Annotated in this window: 18 protein-coding genes; 12 read left to right on the forward strand and 6 right to left on the reverse strand. The window is 65.1% G+C overall.

Going from position 1 to position 18,436, the window contains the following annotated elements:
- Positions 1-41: 41 nt before the first annotated feature.
- Entirely contained in the window at positions 42-1,718 is a 1,677-nt protein-coding gene (locus ACQ6S1_RS13885) for a lysine--tRNA ligase (protein ID WP_445041800.1), read from the forward strand.
- Positions 1,715-2,683, forward strand: a complete 969-nt coding sequence (locus ACQ6S1_RS13890) for an alpha/beta hydrolase family protein (protein ID WP_445041801.1) — start codon at positions 1,715-1,717, stop codon at positions 2,681-2,683. The genes ACQ6S1_RS13885 and ACQ6S1_RS13890 overlap by 4 nt, the downstream gene beginning before the upstream one ends.
- Before the next feature lie 18 nt (positions 2,684-2,701).
- Here ACQ6S1_RS13890 and ACQ6S1_RS13895 read toward each other — a convergent pair whose 3' ends face one another.
- Entirely contained in the window at positions 2,702-3,328 is a 627-nt protein-coding gene (locus tag ACQ6S1_RS13895; RefSeq protein WP_445041802.1) for a S24 family peptidase, read from the reverse strand.
- A gap of 119 nt (positions 3,329-3,447) precedes the next feature.
- On the opposite strand from ACQ6S1_RS13895, the gene ACQ6S1_RS13900 reads away from it, so the two are divergent.
- The gene (locus tag ACQ6S1_RS13900; RefSeq protein WP_445042030.1) at positions 3,448-3,798 is read left to right on the forward strand and encodes a DUF952 domain-containing protein; all 351 of its coding nucleotides are present in this window, start codon (positions 3,448-3,450) and stop codon (positions 3,796-3,798) included.
- Entirely contained in the window at positions 3,795-4,877 is a 1,083-nt protein-coding gene (locus tag ACQ6S1_RS13905) for a quinone-dependent dihydroorotate dehydrogenase (protein WP_445041803.1), read from the forward strand. Before ACQ6S1_RS13900 ends, ACQ6S1_RS13905 begins: the two co-directional genes overlap by 4 nt.
- Here ACQ6S1_RS13905 and ACQ6S1_RS13910 read toward each other — a convergent pair.
- Entirely contained in the window at positions 4,874-5,215 is a 342-nt protein-coding gene (locus ACQ6S1_RS13910) for a DUF6460 domain-containing protein (protein ID WP_445041804.1), read from the reverse strand. The two genes, ACQ6S1_RS13905 and ACQ6S1_RS13910, sit on opposite strands and share 4 nt — an antisense overlap.
- A gap of 213 nt (positions 5,216-5,428) precedes the next feature.
- Between ACQ6S1_RS13910 and ACQ6S1_RS13915 the strand changes: the two genes are divergently transcribed.
- Complete coding sequence (locus ACQ6S1_RS13915; protein WP_445041805.1) at positions 5,429-6,595, forward strand: GGDEF domain-containing protein; 1,167 nt, start codon at positions 5,429-5,431, stop codon at positions 6,593-6,595.
- A 1-nt stretch (position 6,596) separates the two neighbouring features.
- On the opposite strand, the gene ACQ6S1_RS13920 is transcribed toward ACQ6S1_RS13915, so the two are convergent.
- Both ACQ6S1_RS13920 and ACQ6S1_RS13925 read right to left on the reverse strand, forming a co-directional pair.
- Positions 6,597-8,240, reverse strand: coding sequence for a cisplatin damage response ATP-dependent DNA ligase (locus ACQ6S1_RS13920; protein ID WP_445041806.1), 1,644 nt, complete (start codon positions 8,238-8,240; stop codon positions 6,597-6,599).
- Complete coding sequence (locus tag ACQ6S1_RS13925; RefSeq protein WP_445041807.1) at positions 8,240-9,283, reverse strand: ligase-associated DNA damage response exonuclease; 1,044 nt, start codon at positions 9,281-9,283, stop codon at positions 8,240-8,242. The genes ACQ6S1_RS13920 and ACQ6S1_RS13925 overlap by 1 nt, the downstream gene beginning before the upstream one ends.
- A 41-nt stretch (positions 9,284-9,324) precedes the next feature.
- Here ACQ6S1_RS13925 and ACQ6S1_RS13930 point away from each other — a divergent pair, with 41 nt between their 5' ends.
- From ACQ6S1_RS13930 to ACQ6S1_RS13945, 4 genes are read left to right on the forward strand one after another with little or no spacing between them, the layout of a single operon-like run.
- Positions 9,325-9,879: a GNAT family N-acetyltransferase gene (locus ACQ6S1_RS13930; RefSeq protein WP_445041808.1), complete on the forward strand. Its 555-nt coding sequence runs from the start codon at positions 9,325-9,327 to the stop codon at positions 9,877-9,879.
- A complete protein-coding gene (locus tag ACQ6S1_RS13935) occupies positions 9,846-12,389 on the forward strand; it encodes a ligase-associated DNA damage response DEXH box helicase (RefSeq protein ID WP_445041809.1) in 2,544 nt (847 codons plus the stop codon). The genes ACQ6S1_RS13930 and ACQ6S1_RS13935 overlap by 34 nt, the downstream gene beginning before the upstream one ends.
- Entirely contained in the window at positions 12,386-13,117 is a 732-nt protein-coding gene (gene pdeM / locus ACQ6S1_RS13940) for a ligase-associated DNA damage response endonuclease PdeM (RefSeq protein WP_445041810.1), read from the forward strand. Before ACQ6S1_RS13935 ends, pdeM begins: the two co-directional genes overlap by 4 nt.
- The gene (locus ACQ6S1_RS13945) at positions 13,114-13,443 is read left to right on the forward strand and encodes a DMT family transporter (protein WP_445041811.1); all 330 of its coding nucleotides are present in this window, start codon (positions 13,114-13,116) and stop codon (positions 13,441-13,443) included. Before pdeM ends, ACQ6S1_RS13945 begins: the two co-directional genes overlap by 4 nt.
- A gap of 8 nt (positions 13,444-13,451) precedes the next feature.
- Here the strand turns inward: ACQ6S1_RS13945 and ACQ6S1_RS13950 are convergent, their stop codons facing one another.
- Both ACQ6S1_RS13950 and ACQ6S1_RS13955 read right to left on the reverse strand, forming a co-directional pair.
- Entirely contained in the window at positions 13,452-15,713 is a 2,262-nt protein-coding gene (locus ACQ6S1_RS13950; RefSeq protein ID WP_445041812.1) for a tetratricopeptide repeat protein, read from the reverse strand.
- Positions 15,714-15,869: 156 nt separating this feature from the next.
- Entirely contained in the window at positions 15,870-16,634 is a 765-nt protein-coding gene (locus tag ACQ6S1_RS13955; protein WP_445041813.1) for an EAL domain-containing protein, read from the reverse strand.
- A 135-nt stretch (positions 16,635-16,769) separates the two neighbouring features.
- On the opposite strand from ACQ6S1_RS13955, the gene ACQ6S1_RS13960 reads away from it, so the two are divergent.
- From ACQ6S1_RS13960 to ACQ6S1_RS13970, 3 genes are all read left to right on the forward strand, one after another.
- Entirely contained in the window at positions 16,770-17,192 is a 423-nt protein-coding gene (locus ACQ6S1_RS13960; RefSeq protein WP_445041814.1) for a hypothetical protein, read from the forward strand.
- 2 nt (positions 17,193-17,194) lie between these two features.
- On the forward strand, positions 17,195-17,644 hold the full coding sequence (locus ACQ6S1_RS13965) for a secondary thiamine-phosphate synthase enzyme YjbQ (RefSeq protein WP_445041815.1): 450 nt from the start codon (positions 17,195-17,197) through the stop codon (positions 17,642-17,644).
- Positions 17,645-17,755: 111 nt separating this feature from the next.
- The gene (locus ACQ6S1_RS13970; RefSeq protein ID WP_445041816.1) at positions 17,756-18,436 is read left to right on the forward strand and encodes a response regulator transcription factor; all 681 of its coding nucleotides are present in this window, start codon (positions 17,756-17,758) and stop codon (positions 18,434-18,436) included.

Below are 18,436 nucleotides of genomic sequence, written 5' to 3' on the forward strand. Positions count from 1 at the left end.
CGTCCGCGGAACCTAGTTTCCGCCCGATTTCTGGAGAGCGCATGATGACCGCCGCCGACGCCGGCACCCCAAGCCTGGCCGAACTTGCCCATGTTTCGACCGCGTGGCCCTTCGAGGAAGCCCGCAAGATCGTGGAGCGTCTTCAGCGGCGGGGCACGACCGACAAACCGGTGCTGTTCGAGACCGGCTACGGCCCCTCGGGCCTGCCGCACATCGGCACGTTCGGCGAGGTGGCGCGCACCAGCATGGTGCGGCACGCCTTCCGCGTGCTGACCGACGACCGCATCGCCACGCGCCTCGTCTGCTTCTCCGACGACATGGACGGCCTGCGCAAGGTGCCGGACAACGTGCCGAACCGCGAGGCGGTCGCAGCCTATCTCGGCCGTCCGCTGACCCAGGTGCCGGACCCGTTCGGCAGCCCGGAAGGCTCGTTCGGCGCGGCCAACAATGCGCGCCTGCGCGCCTTTCTCGACCGCTTCGGCTTCGACTACGAATTTCTCAGCGCCACCGCGGAATACACCTCCGGCCGCATGGACGAGACGCTCCTGCGCATGCTGGCGAAGTACGACGAGGTGATGGAGATCATCCTCCCGACTCTCGGCCCCGACCGGCGCGCCACCTATTCGCCCTTCCTGCCGATCTGCCCGCGCACGGGCGTGGTGCTTCAGGTGCCGATGGTCGACCGCGACATTGCCCGTGGCACCATCACCTATGTCGATCCCGAAACCGGCGAGCGGATGGAGACCCCCGTCACCGGCGGCCGCGTCAAGTGCCAGTGGAAGGCCGATTGGGCCATGCGCTGGGTGGCGCTCGGCGTCGATTACGAGATGGCCGGCAAGGATCTGATCGATTCCGTGAAGCTCTCCAGCCAGATCGCCCGCGTTCTTGGTGCTGAGCCGCCGGAAGGCTTCAACTACGAGTTGTTCCTCGACGAGAACGGGCAGAAGATTTCGAAGTCCAAGGGCAACGGCCTCACCATCGAGGACTGGCTGGCCTATGCCTCGCCGGAGAGCCTGTCGCTTTACATGTATCAGAGCCCGCGTTCGGCGAAGCGGCTGCACTTCGACGTGATCCCGAGGAACGTCGACGATTACCTGAATTTCCTCGAGAAGTTCCCCCCGCAGGCGCCGAAGGACCAGCTTCTGAACCCCGTCTGGCACATCCATTCCGGCCAGCCGCCGGCGGTGGAGCGGATCGGCTCGGAGGAGGTGCAGCTGTCGTTCTCGATGCTGCTCAACATCGCCTCCGTATCGAACGCGGAGACCGAGGATCAGCTCTGGGGCTTCATCCGGCAATATGCGCCGGGCGTCGGCCCGCAGACCCATCCGCGCCTCGGCGCGCTCGTCGGCTATGCGGTGCGCTACTACCATGACTTCGTGAAGCCCAAGAAGGTGTTCACCGCGCCCGACGCGACGGCACGGCAAGCGCTGGAGGCGCTCGACGCCGCGCTTTCAAGGCTGCCGGAAGACGCGACGTCCGACGCCATCCAGGCCGAGGTCTACGAGATCGGCCGCACCTTCTATCCCGACCTCTCCGGCAAGGCGAAATCGCCGGACGGGCGACCGGGCGTCTCTCACGCCTGGTTCGGCACGCTCTACAAGACTCTGATCGGGCAGGAAAAGGGGCCGCGCTTCGGCTCCTTCGTGGCGGTGTTCGGCATCGCGGACACTCGCGCCCTCATCACCCGCGCGCTGAAAAATGAACTCGCGGCCGCATGAACGGGCCGCGGCCGCTGGTGCTGCTTTCGGCGTTGATGCTGAACGCTCTGCCAGCGGCTGCGCAATCCCGCGTCGAGGCAGGCCTGTTCGATCCGCAGAAGGTCGTGGATGGTATCGAGATCAGCCGTTCGGAATGCGCGCCGCTCGAACAGCAGGACACAGGGGTCTGGCTGGATATTCCCGGATTCCGGGGATGCATGCGGTATTACGCAGCCGGTCTCGCATCGGGGGCGAACAGCATCGCCGTAGCGTGGATGAACGGCGACGTTCTTGGCCCGAAAGGCAACGACGCGACCAAGCGGCAGAGCGGCTTCGGGCCCTCTCTTCTGCTCGATCAGGAAAAGGGGCTTTCGGATCGCTATGGCGTTCCGTTCATCTTCATCGGCCGCCCCGGCACCTATGGCAGCGCTGGCCGGCACTACACGATGCGTGGCCGTCCGGTCGAAGCTGACATCGTGGCCGCAACGCTTGATGCACTGAAGGCGCGCTACCGGATCGCGGACTGGGCGCTGGGCGGCCACAGCGGCGGCGGCACCCTCGTTGCCGAGATGCTGGCTCGGCGTACGGACATTCGGTGCGCGGTCATCTCCTCCGGGGCATCGTCATACCGTGCCTATCTGGAGGCGCGGGGGCTGGCCAAGCCGGGCGAGACATTGTCGCGCTTCGATCCCTCGACATCACTGGACAAGGTGCCGGCCTCGTCGACCCGCCGGATCTTCGTGATCGGCGATCCCCGCGAAACCAACGTCCCGTTCAAGACACAGGCGTCTTACCGGGAGGGTCTTGCCGAACGTGGCCACGCCGCCTGGCTTATCCCGCTGGAGCGCGCGAACGACGCGCGGCATCACGATCTGGTGGATTTCGCGGAAGTGGCCGTCGGCATGTGCGCAAAGGGCGAGGACGCAGCCGTCATCGAGACCACGCTCCGGGCGATTCCAGATCCTGCGCCGCGCAAAACCAACTAGCCGGAACTCGAGGCCGCTCTATTGGCTGGACCAGAGAATGCGGGCGATCCACGCCACCTGGTCGAGCGGGATGGTGCGGTCGGCATGCTCCGGGTTGAAGGAGCGCAGTTCGACCAGCTTGGTGGTGCGGCGCGTCAGTTCCTTGGCCAGCACCTCACCGTCGGTTGTCTTCAGCACCACGCGGTCGCCGCGGCGCACCTCGGCCGAGGGCGAGACCACGATCACGTCGCCGTTGCGGTAGAGCGGCAGCATGGAATCGCCCGAGATTTCCAGCGCATAGGCGTGCTCGTCGTCAACGGCGGGCAGGCTCACCTCTTCCCAGCCCGTGCCCACCGGGAAGCCGGCATCGGTGAAGAAGCCGCCCGTTCCCGCCTGCGCGAGGCCGATCAGCGGAACGGCGCGGTTCGGCCGGGGCGTGACAATGAGCAGGTCGAGAAAGCTTTCCAGCGATGCGCCCGTGGCCTGCAGGATCTTGGCGATCGATTCGGTGGAGGGCCAGCGCGGACGGCCATCGGCGGCGATGCGCTTCGAACGGTTGAACGTGGTGGGATCGAGCCCCGCACGTTTGGCAAGCGCGGAGGCCGAAAGGCCGTTCGTCTCGGCAAGCCGGTCGATCGCCGACCAGATGCGGCTGTGGGTCAGCATAAGCGGCCCTCGACATCCTGAAGGAAGACTTAGGAATTAGCTCCTTTTATGGATTCTGTCCAGTGGGCAGCCCAGGCCTCGGCTTGATCGCGCGCCGGGGGCCGCTTAACACCATGGCCATGACATCCCCGCGCCTCGTCTACAAAATACTTCCCGCGAGCCTGTGGCGCGAGGCGCAGGCGACGGGGGCGTTTCGCGGTGCGCCCGTCGATCTTGCGGACGGCTATATCCACTTCTCGACGGCACAGCAGGCCGCGGAGACTGCGGCCAAGCACTTCGCCGGCCAGGACGACTTGTTGCTGCTGGCGGTGGAGGGCGCTTCGCTCGGCCCCGCTTTGAAATGGGAGCCGTCGCGCGGCGGCGCCCTGTTTCCCCATCTGTATGCCGATCTTCCCATTTCCGCCGTTCTGTGGGCTCAGCCGCTGCCCTGGAACGGCGAACGCCACATCTTTCCGGAGTTGTCCGAATGATCAGCGCAGGCTGGCCTCTTCTTCGCAGCGTCCTGCAGGGCGTCGATCCCGAACGGGCCCACGATATGACGCTCGCCGCGCTGGAGAACGTGCCGCTGCGTGCGGCTGCCGCGGATGATGCCCGGCTGGCGGTGGAGGCCTTCGGCCTGCGCTTCCCGAACCCGGTGGGGCTTGCCGCCGGGTTCGACAAGGATGCCCGCGTGCCGGACCCGCTGCTGCGGCTGGGCTTCGGCTTCGTCGAAGTGGGTTCGCTCACGCCCAAGGCTCAGGCGGGCAATCCGAAGCCGCGCATCTTCCGCCTGCCCGAGGAAAAGGGCGTCATCAACCGACTGGGTTTCAACAATGGCGGCCATCAGGCGGCGCTGACCCGGCTGGCGCACCGCGCCGGCCGTCCCGGCATCGTCGGCGTCAATATCGGCGCCAACAAGGACGCGGCCGACCGGCTGGCCGATTACGAGGCGGGCATTCGCGCCTTTGCGAATTTCGCGGATTATCTGACGGTCAACGTCTCGTCGCCCAACACGCCCGGACTGCGCGACCTGCAGGGACGGCAGGCGCTGGACGATCTGCTGGCGCGGGCCGTGCAGGCCCGCGACGAAGCCCGCAAGCGGCGGCCTATCCTGCTGAAACTGGCGCCGGACCTCGCGCTGATCGATCTCGATGATGTGGTGGACGTGGCGCTGCGGCGCGGCATTGACGGGCTCATCGTGTCCAACACCACGATCGGCCGCCCGGCATCGCTGCAGGGTGCGGCGCGGAGTGAATCCGGCGGGCTTTCGGGCGGACCGCTGTTCCGCCGCGCCACCTGGATCCTGGCGGAGACGGCAAGGCGGGTCGAGGGCAAGATGCCTCTGGTCGGTGTGGGCGGTGTCGATTCCGCGGAAGCGGCGCTCGCCAAGATCCGGGCCGGCGCCAGCCTCATCCAGCTCTACACCGCGCTGACCTATAACGGGCCGGGCCTGATCGGAGACATCAAGGCCGGCCTCCTTGCGGCGCTGGAACAGGAGGGGGCCGCCGATCTGGCAGCCCTCGTCGGGCGCGACCGCGACGCCCTCGCGGCCGAGGGCCCGGGCGATTAGCGCCGCCGGGAACCGAGGTTGAACAGCCGGCTCAGCAGCCAGAGCGGGAACACGATGACGGCGCCCAGAAGGAACCAGCGCAGCAGCGTGGCGCCGGCGTCGTAGATGTTGTCGAAGAAGGCGTAGAAAAGGTCCTGCGCCGCGTAGAACAGGCCCTGCACATCCAGCCCGAACACGGCGAGGATGACGCCGATGATGAGCGAAAGCATGACCAGCTTGGCGAGCACCCAGGCCGGCGAGCCGCCGAAAAAGCGGGTGATCGGATCGACGCGCCGCGCCGCGCGCGGATCGGGGCGGTCGTGAATGCGAGCGGCGTGATCGGGAGGCAGGTCGGTCATGCTCATCATGTAGCATGCGGTTACGGGTTTGCTACTCTCTCCGTTTTGCGGATTTTACGCGACGTGTGGGCCGAGAATTCACTCTGTTGCGCTAAAATGCCGCTCTGTGGGGAAATTGCCGCGCTGCGCCTTATTTCGGAGAAGCTGCTGGGCAAGGATGTTGCCGGCTGCAACTTCTGATAGACAGCTCCCTTCCGACGCTTCAGGGCCATAATGATCCATGTCCCGACCCTGATCGGTTGCAGTGTCGCGGTGTTTGCCGTGATCGGTGGCCTGTTCCTGTTTTTCTGGATCCGGGAAGGCCGCAATGTCCGGCATCTTTGGTTCGGAATGCCCTTCCTCATGGGCTTTCTCGGCGGGCTTTGCCTGTTGTCCTACGGGTTCTTCCCGGACCCCTTGCGGGTGCGGCTCGGCACCTGCTTCATCCTGTTCGCCTACGCCTCCGGCTGGCAGGCCGTGCGCGCCATGTATGGGCGCCGCATCCGGCTGAAGCTCATCCTTCTTCCGCCGCTGGCCTGGCTGCTGTTGGATACGTTGGTGTTCGCGCCGATCGACATGCTGGCGCTCAATGCCTCCGCGCGGGCGGCCTTGATCGCCTTCTACAACGGCATGGCGGCGCGGGAATTGTGGCTGCGGCGCCATGAGACGTTGCCGTCCCGGCCGGTGCTGTTCAGCGTTTTCGTGATTTACGCGGTGATGGCCATCCTGCGCGTGCCGTTCACGGCCGTTCTTCCCCAGCCGCTCGGAGCGCTTCCGACGGAGGCGTGGGCCGTCGTGACCTTCAACTTCGCGGCGGTGACGCAGGCGATGCTGGTGGGGGCCTTCATCATCGCCATGATGCGCGAGCGGGTCTCGCAGCACAATTACCACCTGGCGATGATGGATCCTCTGACGGGCACCTACAATCGCCGCGCCTTCGAAGCGGCTGAGGGCTTGTGGCGAAGCGGCGAGACGCCGAGCAGTCTTGCAGTCCTTCTGTTCGACATCGACCGGTTCAAATCGGTGAACGACCGCTTCGGCCATGCCTTCGGTGATGGCGTCATTCTTCTGGCCGTGCGCGCTGCGGAGCAGACGCTGCGCCGCAGCGACCGGCTGTTCCGGATCGGCGGCGAGGAATTCGTCTGCCTGCTGCCCAATGTCTCGGAAGCGGATGCGATCCAGATTGCCGAGCGCCTGCGCGCCACCTTCGAGGAGATGGCCGAGGAGGTCGACGGCGAGGCGGTCGGGGCCACGATCAGTGTCGGCGTCGCGGCGGGCGCGGCGAATTCGGAGGAGGCCGGCGAGCTTCTGATGCGCGCGGACGAGGCGCTTTACAGGGCCAAGAATCGGGGCCGCAATCGCGTCATCCTCGCCTCCGAGATATCGAACGCGGCGGCCTGAGCTAATCCGGCACGTTGCGCAGCAGCGCCTCGAGATGTTCGAGCCGGTCGGCTTCGCGGGGCGGCTTGTCCCAGCGGATGCGGGCGATGCGGGGAAACCGCATGGCGACGCCGGAGCGATGGCGGGTGGAGCGGTTCAGCCCCTCGAACGCCACTTCGAGCACCAATCCCTGATCCGGATCGTGGGTGACCTCCCGCACCGGGCCGAAACGGTTGATGGTGCTCTTGCGGACGAAGCGGTCGATGCGGGCCAATTCCTCGTCGGTCATGCCGGAATAGGCCTTGCCCACGGGCACCAATTCCTCCTCGCCATCCACGTTCCGCCAGACGCCGAACGTGTAGTCGGAATAGAAGCTTGAGCGTTTGCCGGAGCCGCGCTGGGCGTACATCAACACCGCGTCGACGTTGAACGGGTCCCGCTTCCACTTGAACCAGGGGCCTTTCGGCCGGCCCGGCACATAGGCGCTGTCGGTGCGCTTCAGGATCAGCCCTTCGACGGCATCGGCATCCACATGCGCACCACCGGCAGCCGGATCGGCACGCTTGGCGGCCAGTTCCTCCCAGTCGGAAAAGGGCACCTGCGGCGACAGATCGATCACCGGATTGTCGATGCGTTCGATCAGGGCCTCCAGCCGCTCGCGCCGCCCCGTCAGGGGCAGGCCGCGAATGTCCTCGTTTCCATCGACCAGGAGATCGTAGGCCCGGATATGGGCCGGATATTCCGCCATGAGCTTTGGCGTGATGGCCTTGCGGTTAAGTCTCTGCTGTAGAACGTTAAAGCTCTGCACGCGGCCCTCGCGCAGGATCAGTAATTCGCCGTCGATCGCGCCTTCGAAATTGATGGCGCCGAGGAGATCGGGAAACGCGCCCGACACGTCCTCGCCTGTGCGGGAATAGAGCCGCGCCGACAGCGTGCCCTCGGCATCGCGCCCAGCTACCGCCTGAACGCGAATGCCGTCCCATTTCCATTCGGCGGCGAAATCGGACGGGGTCAGCACCTCGCGCCAATTAGCGGTGTCCTCGATGGCGGTGGCCAGCATGGGCGGACGAAATGGTGCGGGATCGTTGTTCTCTGGCTTCGGCCCACGACCCTCCACCCAGGCGAACAGGTCTTCATAAGGCAGGCGAACGCCCGCCCAGATCAATTCGACCTCGTCAGGCTCGATGCCGCCGAGGCTGGCGACGGCCGTCTTCGCGAGGCGCGCCGACACGCCGATGCGCAAACTGCCTGTGATAACCTTGAGCAAAGCCCAACGGCCGGTCTCGTCGAGTGCATCGAGCCAGCCAGCGATGCGGTTTGGCAGATCGGCCTTCGTGGCTTCATGGAGGCCCTCCACGATTTCGGAGAGCGGTGGCACGTAATTGGCACGATGCTCGACAGGCCACATCAGGGCCACCGTCTCGGCGGTATCACCTACGAAATCGCGAGACAGGCCGAAGAGATAGGGATCGGTCCGCTCTATGATCAGGCTGCGGATGACGTTCGGCTTGGCGTGGCGGAAAAACAACGAGCCGGTAAGGGCGGCCAGCGCGTAGCCACGCTCCGGATCCGGCACCTCCCGGAAATAATCGGCGATGAGGCGGATTTTCGCATTGCGCCGCGGTTCGTAGGAGAGCCGGTCGAGGAGAGCGGCGAAGCGGTTCATCAGCCTTCGCTCCCCTCGCCGAGGCCGGCACCCGGTTCGCTCTCTTCCTCGCCATAGCCGACGAGATGGAGGGGCTTGGCCATGAGGCCCTGCTGATCGCACCAGTGCACCAGCGCTTCCTCCGCGCCATGGGTCACCCAGATTTCCTCGGCGCCCGTATCGAGCACGGTGCGGCCGAGATCAGCCCAGTCGGCATGGTCGGAGATGACGAGCGGCAGTTCCGCGCCATTCTGGCGCGCGCGGGCACGCACCCGCATCCAGCCCGACGCCATGGCGGCAACCGGATCGGGAAACTTGCGCGACCAGAGATCCTGAAGCGCCGATGGCGGGCAGATGACGATATCGCCGCCCATATTCTTGCGCTCGGTGGCGATGACCGGGCGAATCTCGCCCAGCGGAATGCCTTCTGAAAGGTAGAAATCCGTGATCTTCACCATCGCGCCATGGACGTAGATGGGTTTCTCCCAGCCCGCTTCACGCAACAGAGCCATCACACGCTGCGCCTTGCCGAGCGAATAGGCTCCGACGAGATGGGTCCGTTCCGGAAACAGCGAAACGGAATCGAGCAGCTTCGCCACCTCGTCGCTCGCCGGCGGATGGCGAAAAACCGGCAGGCCGAAGGTTGCTTCGGTGATGAAGAGGTCGCAGGGCACCGGCTGAAACGGTGCGCAAGTGGGATCGCGCTCGCGCTTGTAATCGCCCGAGATCACCGCGCGGTAACCCTTCCATTCCAGCAGGATCTGCGCCGACCCGAGCACATGGCCGGCCGGATGGAGCGAGGCCTGCACTCCGCCTCCGATATCGACCACCTCGCCGTATTCCACCGGCTGCTGATGCGTCGTAAAATCCGCGCCGTAGCGGAGCGCCATGATGCGCAATGTTTCGGGAGTGGCCATGACCGCGCCGTGGCCGGCACGTGCATGGTCGGAATGCCCGTGGGTGATCAACGCCTTCTCGACGGCGCGTGTCGGGTCGATGTGGACACCGGCGGGGCGGCAGCACAGGCCATGGCTGGTTCGGCAGAGAAGGTCTTCAGGGCGCATAGACCTGAGAAGATAGTCCGCGCGGCGGGCGGGAGAAGGGCATGGAGCACGCGGAATGGAGGCCTCTGCACGCATCGGACCTCAACGGCGTGATGGCGGTGCAGCAAGAGGCCTATCCCCGGCATCAGGAAGAGCGCGAGGTGTTCGAGGACCGGCTGGCACTCTATCCCACCGGATGTTTCGCGCTGGATTGGTGCGGCGGCCTGCTGGGCTATGCAATCAGCCATCCTTGGCGGGCGGCATCGCCGCCGCCATTGGGCCGCAAGCTGGGAAACCTGCCAAGCGATCCGAGTACTTATTATCTGCACGATCTGGCGTTGGCGAAACGCGCCCATGGCGGCGGACATGCGAGGCGGGGGGTAAAGACGATCCTCAATTGCGCGCGGCGACATGGCTTTCAATCGGCCTCCCTCGTGGCCGTGAACGCGACATCGCCGTTTTGGCAGCGTCAGGGATTTTTGCCCGCCATGACGCCAGAGCTGACAGAAAAGCTGGCGAGTTACGGCGCGGACGCCATCTTCATGACACGCGCATTGGCGCGGGATGAACCTTCTGACGCCGCGTGCCCATCGCCACAGCCACCGCGCATGACATAGACCTGCCGCCGGGTTTCGCCGGCTGGTTCGCCGCGCGCGGCTGGGCGCCACGCTCCCATCAGCTCGAACTCCTGCACCATGCCCGTGAGGGCCGCTCCACTCTGCTGATCGCGCCCACGGGCGCGGGCAAGACGCTCGCGGGCTTCCTGCCGAGCCTCGTGGAGCTGGCCGAACGCGGCGCGCTGCAGCGCAATCAGAGACGCGGCATCCACACGCTTTACATCTCGCCACTGAAGGCGCTGGCCGTGGACGTGGCGCGCAATGTCGAGGCGCCGGTCTCGGACATGAGCCTGCCGATCCGTGTGGAAAGCCGGACCGGCGATACGCCGCAGGCAAAGCGTCAGCGTCAGAAGATCGATCCGCCGGACATCATGCTGACCACGCCGGAGCAGGTGGCGCTGCTGATTTCGGGCAAGGAAGCGGAGAGCCTGTTCGGCTCCTTGCGCCGTATTATCGTGGACGAGTTGCACGCGCTGGCGCCAACGAAGCGCGGCGATCTCCTGTCCCTCGGCCTGGCGCGGCTGCGGACGCTGGCGCCCGGTGCGACCATCACCGGGCTTTCGGCCACGGTGGCCGATCCGGACGATCTGCGGCGCTGGCTGTTGGCGCAATCGGATGCCCAGGGCGAGGTGCAGGAGGGGCTGGCCGATCTCGTCGTGGTGGAAGGCGGCGCGTCGCCGGATATCGCGATCCACGAAACCGAAGAGCATCTGCCCTGGTCGGGCCACGCCGCACGGCACGCGCTGCCGGCGATCTATGACGAGATCAAGCGACATCGCATGACGCTGATCTTCGTCAACACGCGCTTCGTGGCCGAGTTCGCCTTTCAGGAATTGTGGCGGCTCAACACCGAAAATCTGCCGATTGCGTTGCATCACGGCTCATTGGACGTGGCGCAGCGGCGACGGGTGGAGGCGGCAATGGCGGCCGGGAAACTGCGCGCGGTGGTGGCAACCTCGACGCTCGATCTCGGTATCGACTGGGGCGATATCGATCTCGTCGTCCATGTCGGCTCGCCCAAAGGATCCTCGCGGCTCTTGCAGCGCATCGGTCGTGCCAACCACCGCATGGACGAGCCTTCGAAGGCTATTATCGTGCCGGGCAGCCGCTTCGAGCGCGTGGAATGCGAGGCTACACGAGCGGCCGCTCTCGATGGCGAGCAGGACGCCGAGATGGTGCGGGCTGGTTCGCTCGATGTGCTGGCCCAGCATGTGCTGGGCATGGCCTGTACCGCACCGTTCGATCCAGGCGAGCTCTACGCCGAGATCTGTTCTGCTGCGCCCTATGCCGGCCTCATGCGGGCGGATTTCGATGCCGTGGTGAACTACGTGGCGACGGGCGGATATGCCCTGAAAAGCTATGAGCGCTTCGCCAAAATTCGCCAGACGAAGGACGGCCGCTGGCGCGTGTCGAACCCGCGGATCGTTCAGCAATACCGCATGAATGTCGGCACCATCACCGAAGCCGAGATGCTCAAGATTCGCTTGATGCGCGGCGGTGCGGGTCATGGCCTGACTGGCCCGATCGGGCGCGGCGGCCGCGTGCTAGGTGAGGTGGAGGAAGGGTTCGTCAACACGCTCTCTCCCGGCGATACGTTCGTGTTCGGCGGAGAGGTGCTGGCTTTCCACGCCGTGCAGGAAAACAACGCCTATTGTTCGCGCTCGAACGCCACCGACCCACGGGTGCCGTCCTATGCGGGCTCGAAAATGCCCTTCACGACGGGTGTGGCGGCGCGCGTCCGCAAGATGATCGCCGACCCTGACAGCTGGCACGTCTTTCCAGAGCAGGTGCGCGACTGGCTGGAGATCCAGCGCGAGCGTTCGATCATCCCCGGGCCGGACCAGCTTCTTATCGAGACCTTTCCCCGCGGCGGGCGCTATTTCCTGACGTGTTACCCCTTTGAAGGCCGCCTGGCTCACCAGACGCTCGGCATGCTGCTGACGCGGCGAATGGAGCGCGGCGGGCTGAGGCCGCTCGGCTTCGTGGCCACCGACTATGCCGTGACTGTGTGGGGCATGAAGGACGTGGCGGCCGAAATCGCGCGCGGCTCCTTCACTATGGGCGATCTGTTCGCGCAGGACATGCTGGGCGACGATCTTGAAGAATGGCTTGCCGAATCCAGCCTGATGAAGAGAACATTTCGTGATTGCGCCATCATTGCCGGCTTAATCGAGCGAAATTTCCCCGGTCAGAAAAAGACCGGACGTCAGGTCACCATGTCCTCCGATCTCGTCTACGACGTCCTGCGCCGGCATGAGCCGGACCACATATTGCTCCGCGCTGCCCGGGCCGACGCGGCGCGCGGTCTGCTCGACATCCATCGTCTCGGCGCGATGCTGGCCCGCGTGCGCGGTCACATCGTGCACATGCCGCTCGACCGAGTTTCGCCGTTGGCCGTGCCGGGCATTCTCGAGATCGGGCGCGAGCCGATCTATGGCGAGGCGCAGGATGCTCTGATCGAGGAGGCGGCCGAAGAACTCGTGCTGGAAGCGATGGGGCCTGGTCATTGACGTCGCTTACGGACGAACTCGACATTGCAGGCACCACATTCAACGTCTTGCCGGAAGGCGGGTTGTGGCATGCCGACGAGCGCACGCTGATCGTGGCCGATCTTCATCTGGAAAAGGGGTCGGCCTTCGCCCAGCGGGGACGTGGCTTTCTGCCTCCCTATGATACGGCTGCGACGCTGGCGATGCTGGGGAAGCTGATGTCTCGCCTCCAGCCAAAACGCGTGGTAGCGCTGGGAGACAGCTTTCATGACAGCCGGGCCGGTGAGCGCATCCGGGGCGAAGATGTCGCCACTCTGTGCGGCCTGCAGGTGGGGCGTGATTGGTTGTGGATCGCGGGGAACCATGACCCGGAGCCGCCGTCCTGCGCGCAGGGGGAATGGCTGACCGAGATGCGGCTGAGCAACGTGACGCTGCGCCACGAGCCCGCCGTGGGCGCGGCGGATGGGGAGATTGCAGGACATCTGCATCCGGTCGCGAAGATCCGGGTTCGGGGATCGAGCGTACGGCGGCGCTGCGTGGCGACCGATGGCCGACGCGCCATCCTGCCGGCCTTCGGCGTCTATGCCGGCGGCCTCAATGTGCGCGACCGAGCGTTCGGAGGCCTATTCCGGCCTGGTGAATTGTGCGCTTGGATGCTGGGCAAGAGCAGCGTTTACCGCATGCCGGCAGAGAAGTTGGTGCCAGATAGCAGCGCCTTGCCGCCGAGAGCCCTGAGAGCGCGCAAATGACCTATCTCATTCTGGGAATAGCGATCATGGCTGAAGTGATCGCGACATCGGCCCTGAAGGCGTCCGAAGGATTTTCGCGGCTGATGCCATCCCTCGTTGTGGTGGCCGGCTATGGAATAGCCTTCTACTGCCTGTCGCTTGTGCTTCGGACGATGTCGGTCGGCGTCGCCTATGCCATCTGGTCAGGTGCCGGGATCGTGCTTGTCGCTCTCATCGGCTGGCTGCTGTTCGGGCAGAAGCTCGATACCGCCGCAATGATCGGGATGGGCCTGATCATTGCGGGCGTGTTGATCGTCAATCTGTTCTCGACCTCGGCGACCCACTGACCGGTCGCTCAGCGGATTGTCCGCATTCTGCCGTTTGTGCTGGCGCGGCCGGCCTGCGCGAGGTCCCAGCCCTCTGACGGTGGCGACACGATGTTGGCCTTTGCCACGTTGGGCAGCGCCTTCCATTGCGTGACCCGCGACTTTGCCGTGGCAAGCTCGCTCTTGCCGAGCCGGGCCCCGATCTGGTCGCGCTTGGCGGCGGCGTCGGTATCACCCTGAGCCGCGGCAATAGCGAACCATTGATAGGCTGCGACGAGATCCGGCTTGCCGCCGAGACCACGCGCTTTGATGACGCCGAGATTGAACTGGCTGTCCTTGAGGCCGAGATCGGCAGCGCGTGCGAACCAGTCGGCGGCAGCGGTGATGTCGGCCTTGCCGAAGGCGCCTTCGGCCTGCATCACGCCGAGATTGTGCATGGACTGGATGTTGCCGCTGGCGGCAGCCTGCTCGTAGAGCTTGCGGGCAGCCGTGATGTCCTTGGGCAGGCCTGTGCCCTTTTCCGTGAGATTGCCAAGCAGATATTGCGCCGGCACCAGTCCGGCATCGGCCGCCTGCTGCAGCAACGGGATGGCTTGCGACGGATCGCGCGGAACGCCGCGTCCTTCGATGAAGCGCAGCGCCTGTTCGTGCAGGGCTGCCGGGTCGCCCGCGGCGAGGCGACGCTCCAGCGGGCTCATCCCCGGCGGTAGCGGGTCGACCGAGAGCGCGGCGTTGCTCGGGATGGAGCCGGTCATCGAGGGTTCGGACAGGTCCGGTTCGATATGGCTTTCCGGTGCCGGGCTCGGCGAAGCTGGCACCGTGTCGGGCAGCGGCGGAACGGCGTCGATCTCAGCCGGCTCCGACGGACGGTAGGTCGGTGGTGCTCCAGCGTCGACGGTGCTAAAATCGTCAGCTGCGCCGGGCTCCACAGCAAGCGGGTCTTCCTGCGCTTGTTCAATGGGCGCCGATGCGGGCGCCAGCGTCCGCTCGAGTATCATCATCGCGCCGCCATAGGATGCCAGAAGCAGGGCGGCTGCGGCCGCACCGAACATGAGCCGGCGGCGAAACAACGCCTTGGCGGGCGACAACGCGCCCTTTTTAGGCTTGGAAGCCGAAATGGGAGAGGCCGCTCCAAGGACGGGAGCCGCGTTCGCCTTTTCCGTTTTGGCGGGCGGGATTTCGGCATTTGCTGCGGGCGATGGCACTTCGGGTCCAGCCTGGCGGCGGGCGGCGGCGATAAAGCGCGAGCGCTCCGGCGCCTGCACCGGGCGCTCGGCCCGCAGCTCCGGTTCGCGGGCCGTGCCGTTCTTCGCGGGCAGGCGCGCGGCCACGATCTCAAGCGTCTCGCGGACCGCATCCAGCATGTCGCAGGTGCGGCGTTCGCTGGCGCTGTTATCGGCTTTCAATTCGGCAAGCGCATGCGCCACGTCGTCGAAACGCGTACCGAGCGTGCCACCCAGCGTTTCCAGATTGGTCTCGATGCTGCGTGCCGCGGCGGCTTCGGCGGCTTCGATCGTCATGGAGCGCGATTCACGGATCGTGCGCATGATTTCGGAATGGCAGTTCTCGAGCGTTTCGAAACCGCGATGAGCCGTCTGCTCGAATTGCTCGGCCAGACGGTCGACGGCGCTTTCCATCCGCGCCACCACGTCGGAGTGCGTGTCGCCGTTTGCAGGCACCGGCGAGGTGGCAATTGAGGATTGGTTGTCGAGGCGGTTGAAGAAGCCGCGCAGATGTCCGGAACCGGCCACGGGCGCGCTGACTCGCAATGCCGGAGGGGCGGCCTCGGGCTCTTCGGCAATTCCGAAATAGGCGTCTATTGAATCCGAAGGGGCGGCGACCACGGGGTGAGCGCGGTGTGTTTCGTCCAGGCTGTGCTGGCGATCGATGATATCGGCGATCGCGGCGTGTAGCGTCTTGCTGAGATCGTCCGGCGTTTCGGCGACGTGATCCTCGACCGGCTCGGCCCTGTCGCCGAGAATTCGCGCGGCGATCTCAGCTTCACGAGCGCGGCGGGCCTCCAGCCGGCGCTGCATCATCTCGGTCAGACCGGGCGTCTCCGGATCGGTTTCCGGATGCCGCAGTCGATCGAACTGGGCCGTCAGGCGATTAAGCACCGGGGTGTGCGAAGAGGGCTCGGCCGCCGGGGGATCCATGCGGCGCGCCGAAGCCGGTGTTTCGGGATCGCGCAGCCAGTCCTGGATCCGCGTGCTGTCCTTTGCCGTGGACCGCCCGGGAACCGGTTCGAAGAATTTCGTTGTGCTTTGCCCGCGCGAGCCATTCGCCGCCATGTCCGCCTCCGCTGGCTCGGTGCGGGACGTGCGCGGTTTGCTTAGCAAACCCTTGCGACGAAACGTACTCGCGACCGAGGAGGCCAGTTTTCTGCGGGTTTGGTAAACGCCGGGTTAAGGGTTAACGAAATACAACCTTGAAGCGGCGTATAATCGTCATAGGTGTGGCGCGGGAAAGGCTGGAAATTCCACCGCAGGCAGCGCCTCGATGGTTGGACGCGCGAGAAGGTAGCCCTGAACCAGCGAGATGCCGGCGGCACGCACGAGCGCGAGTTCCTCGGACGTTTCGATGCCCTCGGCAATGACGGTGATGTCAAGCGTGCGAGCAATGCCGGCAATGCCGGGCAGGATGGCTTGCCGGGCCTCGCTGCGATCGATGTTCCGGATCAGGTGCATGTCGATTTTCAGGACATCGGGCTGAAATTCCGCCAGAAGGCCGAGGCCCGCAAAACCTGCGCCGAAATCGTCGAGCGCGGTGATGAAGCCCAGCTTTTTATATTCATCGACGATGCGTTTCACGTGCGCGACGTCCAACCGCTCGTTCTCGGTGAATTCGAACATGATGCGTGCGTGTGGAAAGCCCGCCTCGCGGGCTGCGGCAAGCGATGCGCGGATGCAGGCGGCGGGTTCATAGACCGCATTCGGCAGGAAATTGATCGACAGGCGGGTGTCGTCGTCGCTGGCAAAAAGCTGTCCGGCCAGCCCGATGGCTTTCACCCGACAGGCCTGATCGAATTTATAAAGCACCTCGTCCGTCACCTGCGAGAGAACGCTCATCGCGCCTTCGCCGTTGGGGCCGCGCACCAGCGCTTCATAGCCCCAGACCCGCGCCGTATCGAGATTCACGATCGGGTGGAACGCCATCGTGAAATCGAAGGGCAGGGGCGTTCCATCGCGGCAGGCGGCGCAGGTAACGGGCATCGGGTGTCCTGGCGAATGTTCGAGTGCAGTATCGAGGGAAGAAACTTGCCGGACCGTGCATTGTGCGCCGCAATGCTGCTTCTTTTCAGGGCTTCGTGCGTTCTGGTAAACAAGGTGATTGCGAGGAGAGTTTCAATGCGTGTCGTTGCGTTTGCGCTTGCCATTGGTCTCCTGCCGGCAGGGGCATTGGCCCAGGCCAATGTCCCCGACGGCGATCGTTTCCAGATGGAACGGCGCGGAAACGAAATCATCCGCCTGGACCGCCAGACCGGGGCTATTTCCACCTGTACCGACCAGAACGGCGCGCTGGACTGCCGTTCCAGTGCCGATGAGCGTGCTGCGCTGCAGGCCGAGATCGACCGCCTGGCCGGAGAGGTGGATCGGCTTCGCGCGCAAGTCGCGGGTAAGGAGCCCGAAACGGGCGTCAGCAAGGATGGCAAGTCCGTGACCCTGAAATTGCCGAGCGAGCAGGAAGTTCAGGGGGCCGTCGATTTCCTCAACGATCTGCTGCGGCGCGCGGTCGATGCGGTGCGCGATCTGCTGGGCGAGCGGGCCTGAGCTTGGTCGCGTCCGCGCCGCTTCTGGTGAAAACAGGCGGCGTTGAGGTCGATACGCCGGGCGAGGGCTTCGTCGACATAACGCGGCCTGTGCAGGACTGGCTCGCGGAGGCACAGGCATGTGATGGGCTGTGCACCCTGTTCCTGCGGCACACCTCGGCCTCGCTGACCATTCAGGAGAACGCGGACCCTGACGTGCGGCGGGATCTTCTCGACGCCCTTCGCCGCTTTGCGCCCGAAGACCATCCTTATCGCCACGATCTGGAAGGGCCGGATGACATGCCGGCCCATATCCGCACCATGCTGACGGCGACCAGCGTGACAATACCCGTCTCCGACGGACAAATGGTGCTCGGCACCTGGCAGGCGCTCTACCTCATCGAACACCGTGCGGCGCCTCATCGCCGCAGCGTCGCCATGACCTTTCTGGGTTCCGTCGCGCTGGAAGCTTGAGTCCGGAGCATTTGATCCCTAACACACCCGCTCAGCAGCAACTCGACAAGCAGAAGAACAAGCTGTAGTTGCGAAGGCGAACGTCCAGGGCGAGTTGTGGGACAATCCTTTATGGCGGACACGATGGCGCAAGCGCACAATTTCATCATTGCTGATGACCACCCCCTGTTTCGGGGAGCCTTGCGCGCGGCCATTATGAGTGCGTTCCCGGGCGCCGATATCAAGGAAGCCGGCTCGATCGAGGCGCTCATGGCGGAGATCGACGCCACGCCCGAGACCGATTTGATCCTGCTTGACCTTGCGATGCCGGGTGTGAGGGGCTTCTCCGGACTCCTGCTGCTGCGGGCGCAGCATCCGGGAATACCCGTTGTGGTGGTATCCGCCCACGAGGAAGCCGAGGTGGTGCGGCGTTGCATGGAATTCGGCGCGTCTGGCTTCATTCCGAAGACCACTGACGTGGAAACCATGCGCGGCGCCATCAGCTCGATCCTGGATGGCGAGACGTGGACGCCGCCGGATCTCGATCTCTCGGCCGAAGCCGACGACGAGACTGCGGATCTGGTGCGGCGGCTGGCTTCCCTGACGCCCCAGCAGGTGCGCGTTCTGATGATGCTTTCGGGGGGCCTTCTGAACAAGCAGATCGCCTATGAACTCACGGTTTCCGAGGCGACCGTGAAGGCGCACGTCTCTGCGATCCTGCAGAAGCTCAACGTCGACAGCCGCACGCAGGCCGTGATTGCGGCATCCCGCATCGAGGCGGGCCAATGGCTCGACCTTACCGGTAGCGAATAA

This window comes from Terrihabitans aquatilis, from assembly GCF_052542005.1.

What these genes read in the sequence shown, in the direction of transcription:
- ACQ6S1_RS13885 (WP_445041800.1), top strand. Translation starts at nt 42, where the DNA reads ATGATGACCGCCGCCGACGCCGGCACCCCAAGCCTGGCCGAACTTGCC.
- ACQ6S1_RS13890 (WP_445041801.1), top strand. Translation starts at nt 1,715, where the DNA reads ATGAACGGGCCGCGGCCGCTGGTGCTGCTTTCGGCGTTGATGCTGAAC.
- ACQ6S1_RS13895 (WP_445041802.1), bottom strand. Translation starts at nt 3,328, where the DNA reads ATGCTGACCCACAGCCGCATCTGGTCGGCGATCGACCGGCTTGCCGAG.
- ACQ6S1_RS13900 (WP_445042030.1), top strand. Translation starts at nt 3,448, where the DNA reads ATGACATCCCCGCGCCTCGTCTACAAAATACTTCCCGCGAGCCTGTGG.
- ACQ6S1_RS13905 (WP_445041803.1), top strand. Translation starts at nt 3,795, where the DNA reads ATGATCAGCGCAGGCTGGCCTCTTCTTCGCAGCGTCCTGCAGGGCGTC.
- ACQ6S1_RS13910 (WP_445041804.1), bottom strand. Translation starts at nt 5,215, where the DNA reads ATGACCGACCTGCCTCCCGATCACGCCGCTCGCATTCACGACCGCCCC.
- ACQ6S1_RS13915 (WP_445041805.1), top strand. Translation starts at nt 5,429, where the DNA reads ATGATCCATGTCCCGACCCTGATCGGTTGCAGTGTCGCGGTGTTTGCC.
- ACQ6S1_RS13920 (WP_445041806.1), bottom strand. Translation starts at nt 8,240, where the DNA reads ATGAACCGCTTCGCCGCTCTCCTCGACCGGCTCTCCTACGAACCGCGG.
- ACQ6S1_RS13925 (WP_445041807.1), bottom strand. Translation starts at nt 9,283, where the DNA reads ATGCGCCCTGAAGACCTTCTCTGCCGAACCAGCCATGGCCTGTGCTGC.
- ACQ6S1_RS13930 (WP_445041808.1), top strand. Translation starts at nt 9,325, where the DNA reads ATGGAGCACGCGGAATGGAGGCCTCTGCACGCATCGGACCTCAACGGC.
- ACQ6S1_RS13945 (WP_445041811.1), top strand. Translation starts at nt 13,114, where the DNA reads ATGACCTATCTCATTCTGGGAATAGCGATCATGGCTGAAGTGATCGCG.
- ACQ6S1_RS13950 (WP_445041812.1), bottom strand. Translation starts at nt 15,713, where the DNA reads ATGGCGGCGAATGGCTCGCGCGGGCAAAGCACAACGAAATTCTTCGAA.
- ACQ6S1_RS13955 (WP_445041813.1), bottom strand. Translation starts at nt 16,634, where the DNA reads ATGCCCGTTACCTGCGCCGCCTGCCGCGATGGAACGCCCCTGCCCTTC.
- ACQ6S1_RS13960 (WP_445041814.1), top strand. Translation starts at nt 16,770, where the DNA reads ATGCGTGTCGTTGCGTTTGCGCTTGCCATTGGTCTCCTGCCGGCAGGG.
- ACQ6S1_RS13970 (WP_445041816.1), top strand. Translation starts at nt 17,756, where the DNA reads ATGGCGGACACGATGGCGCAAGCGCACAATTTCATCATTGCTGATGAC.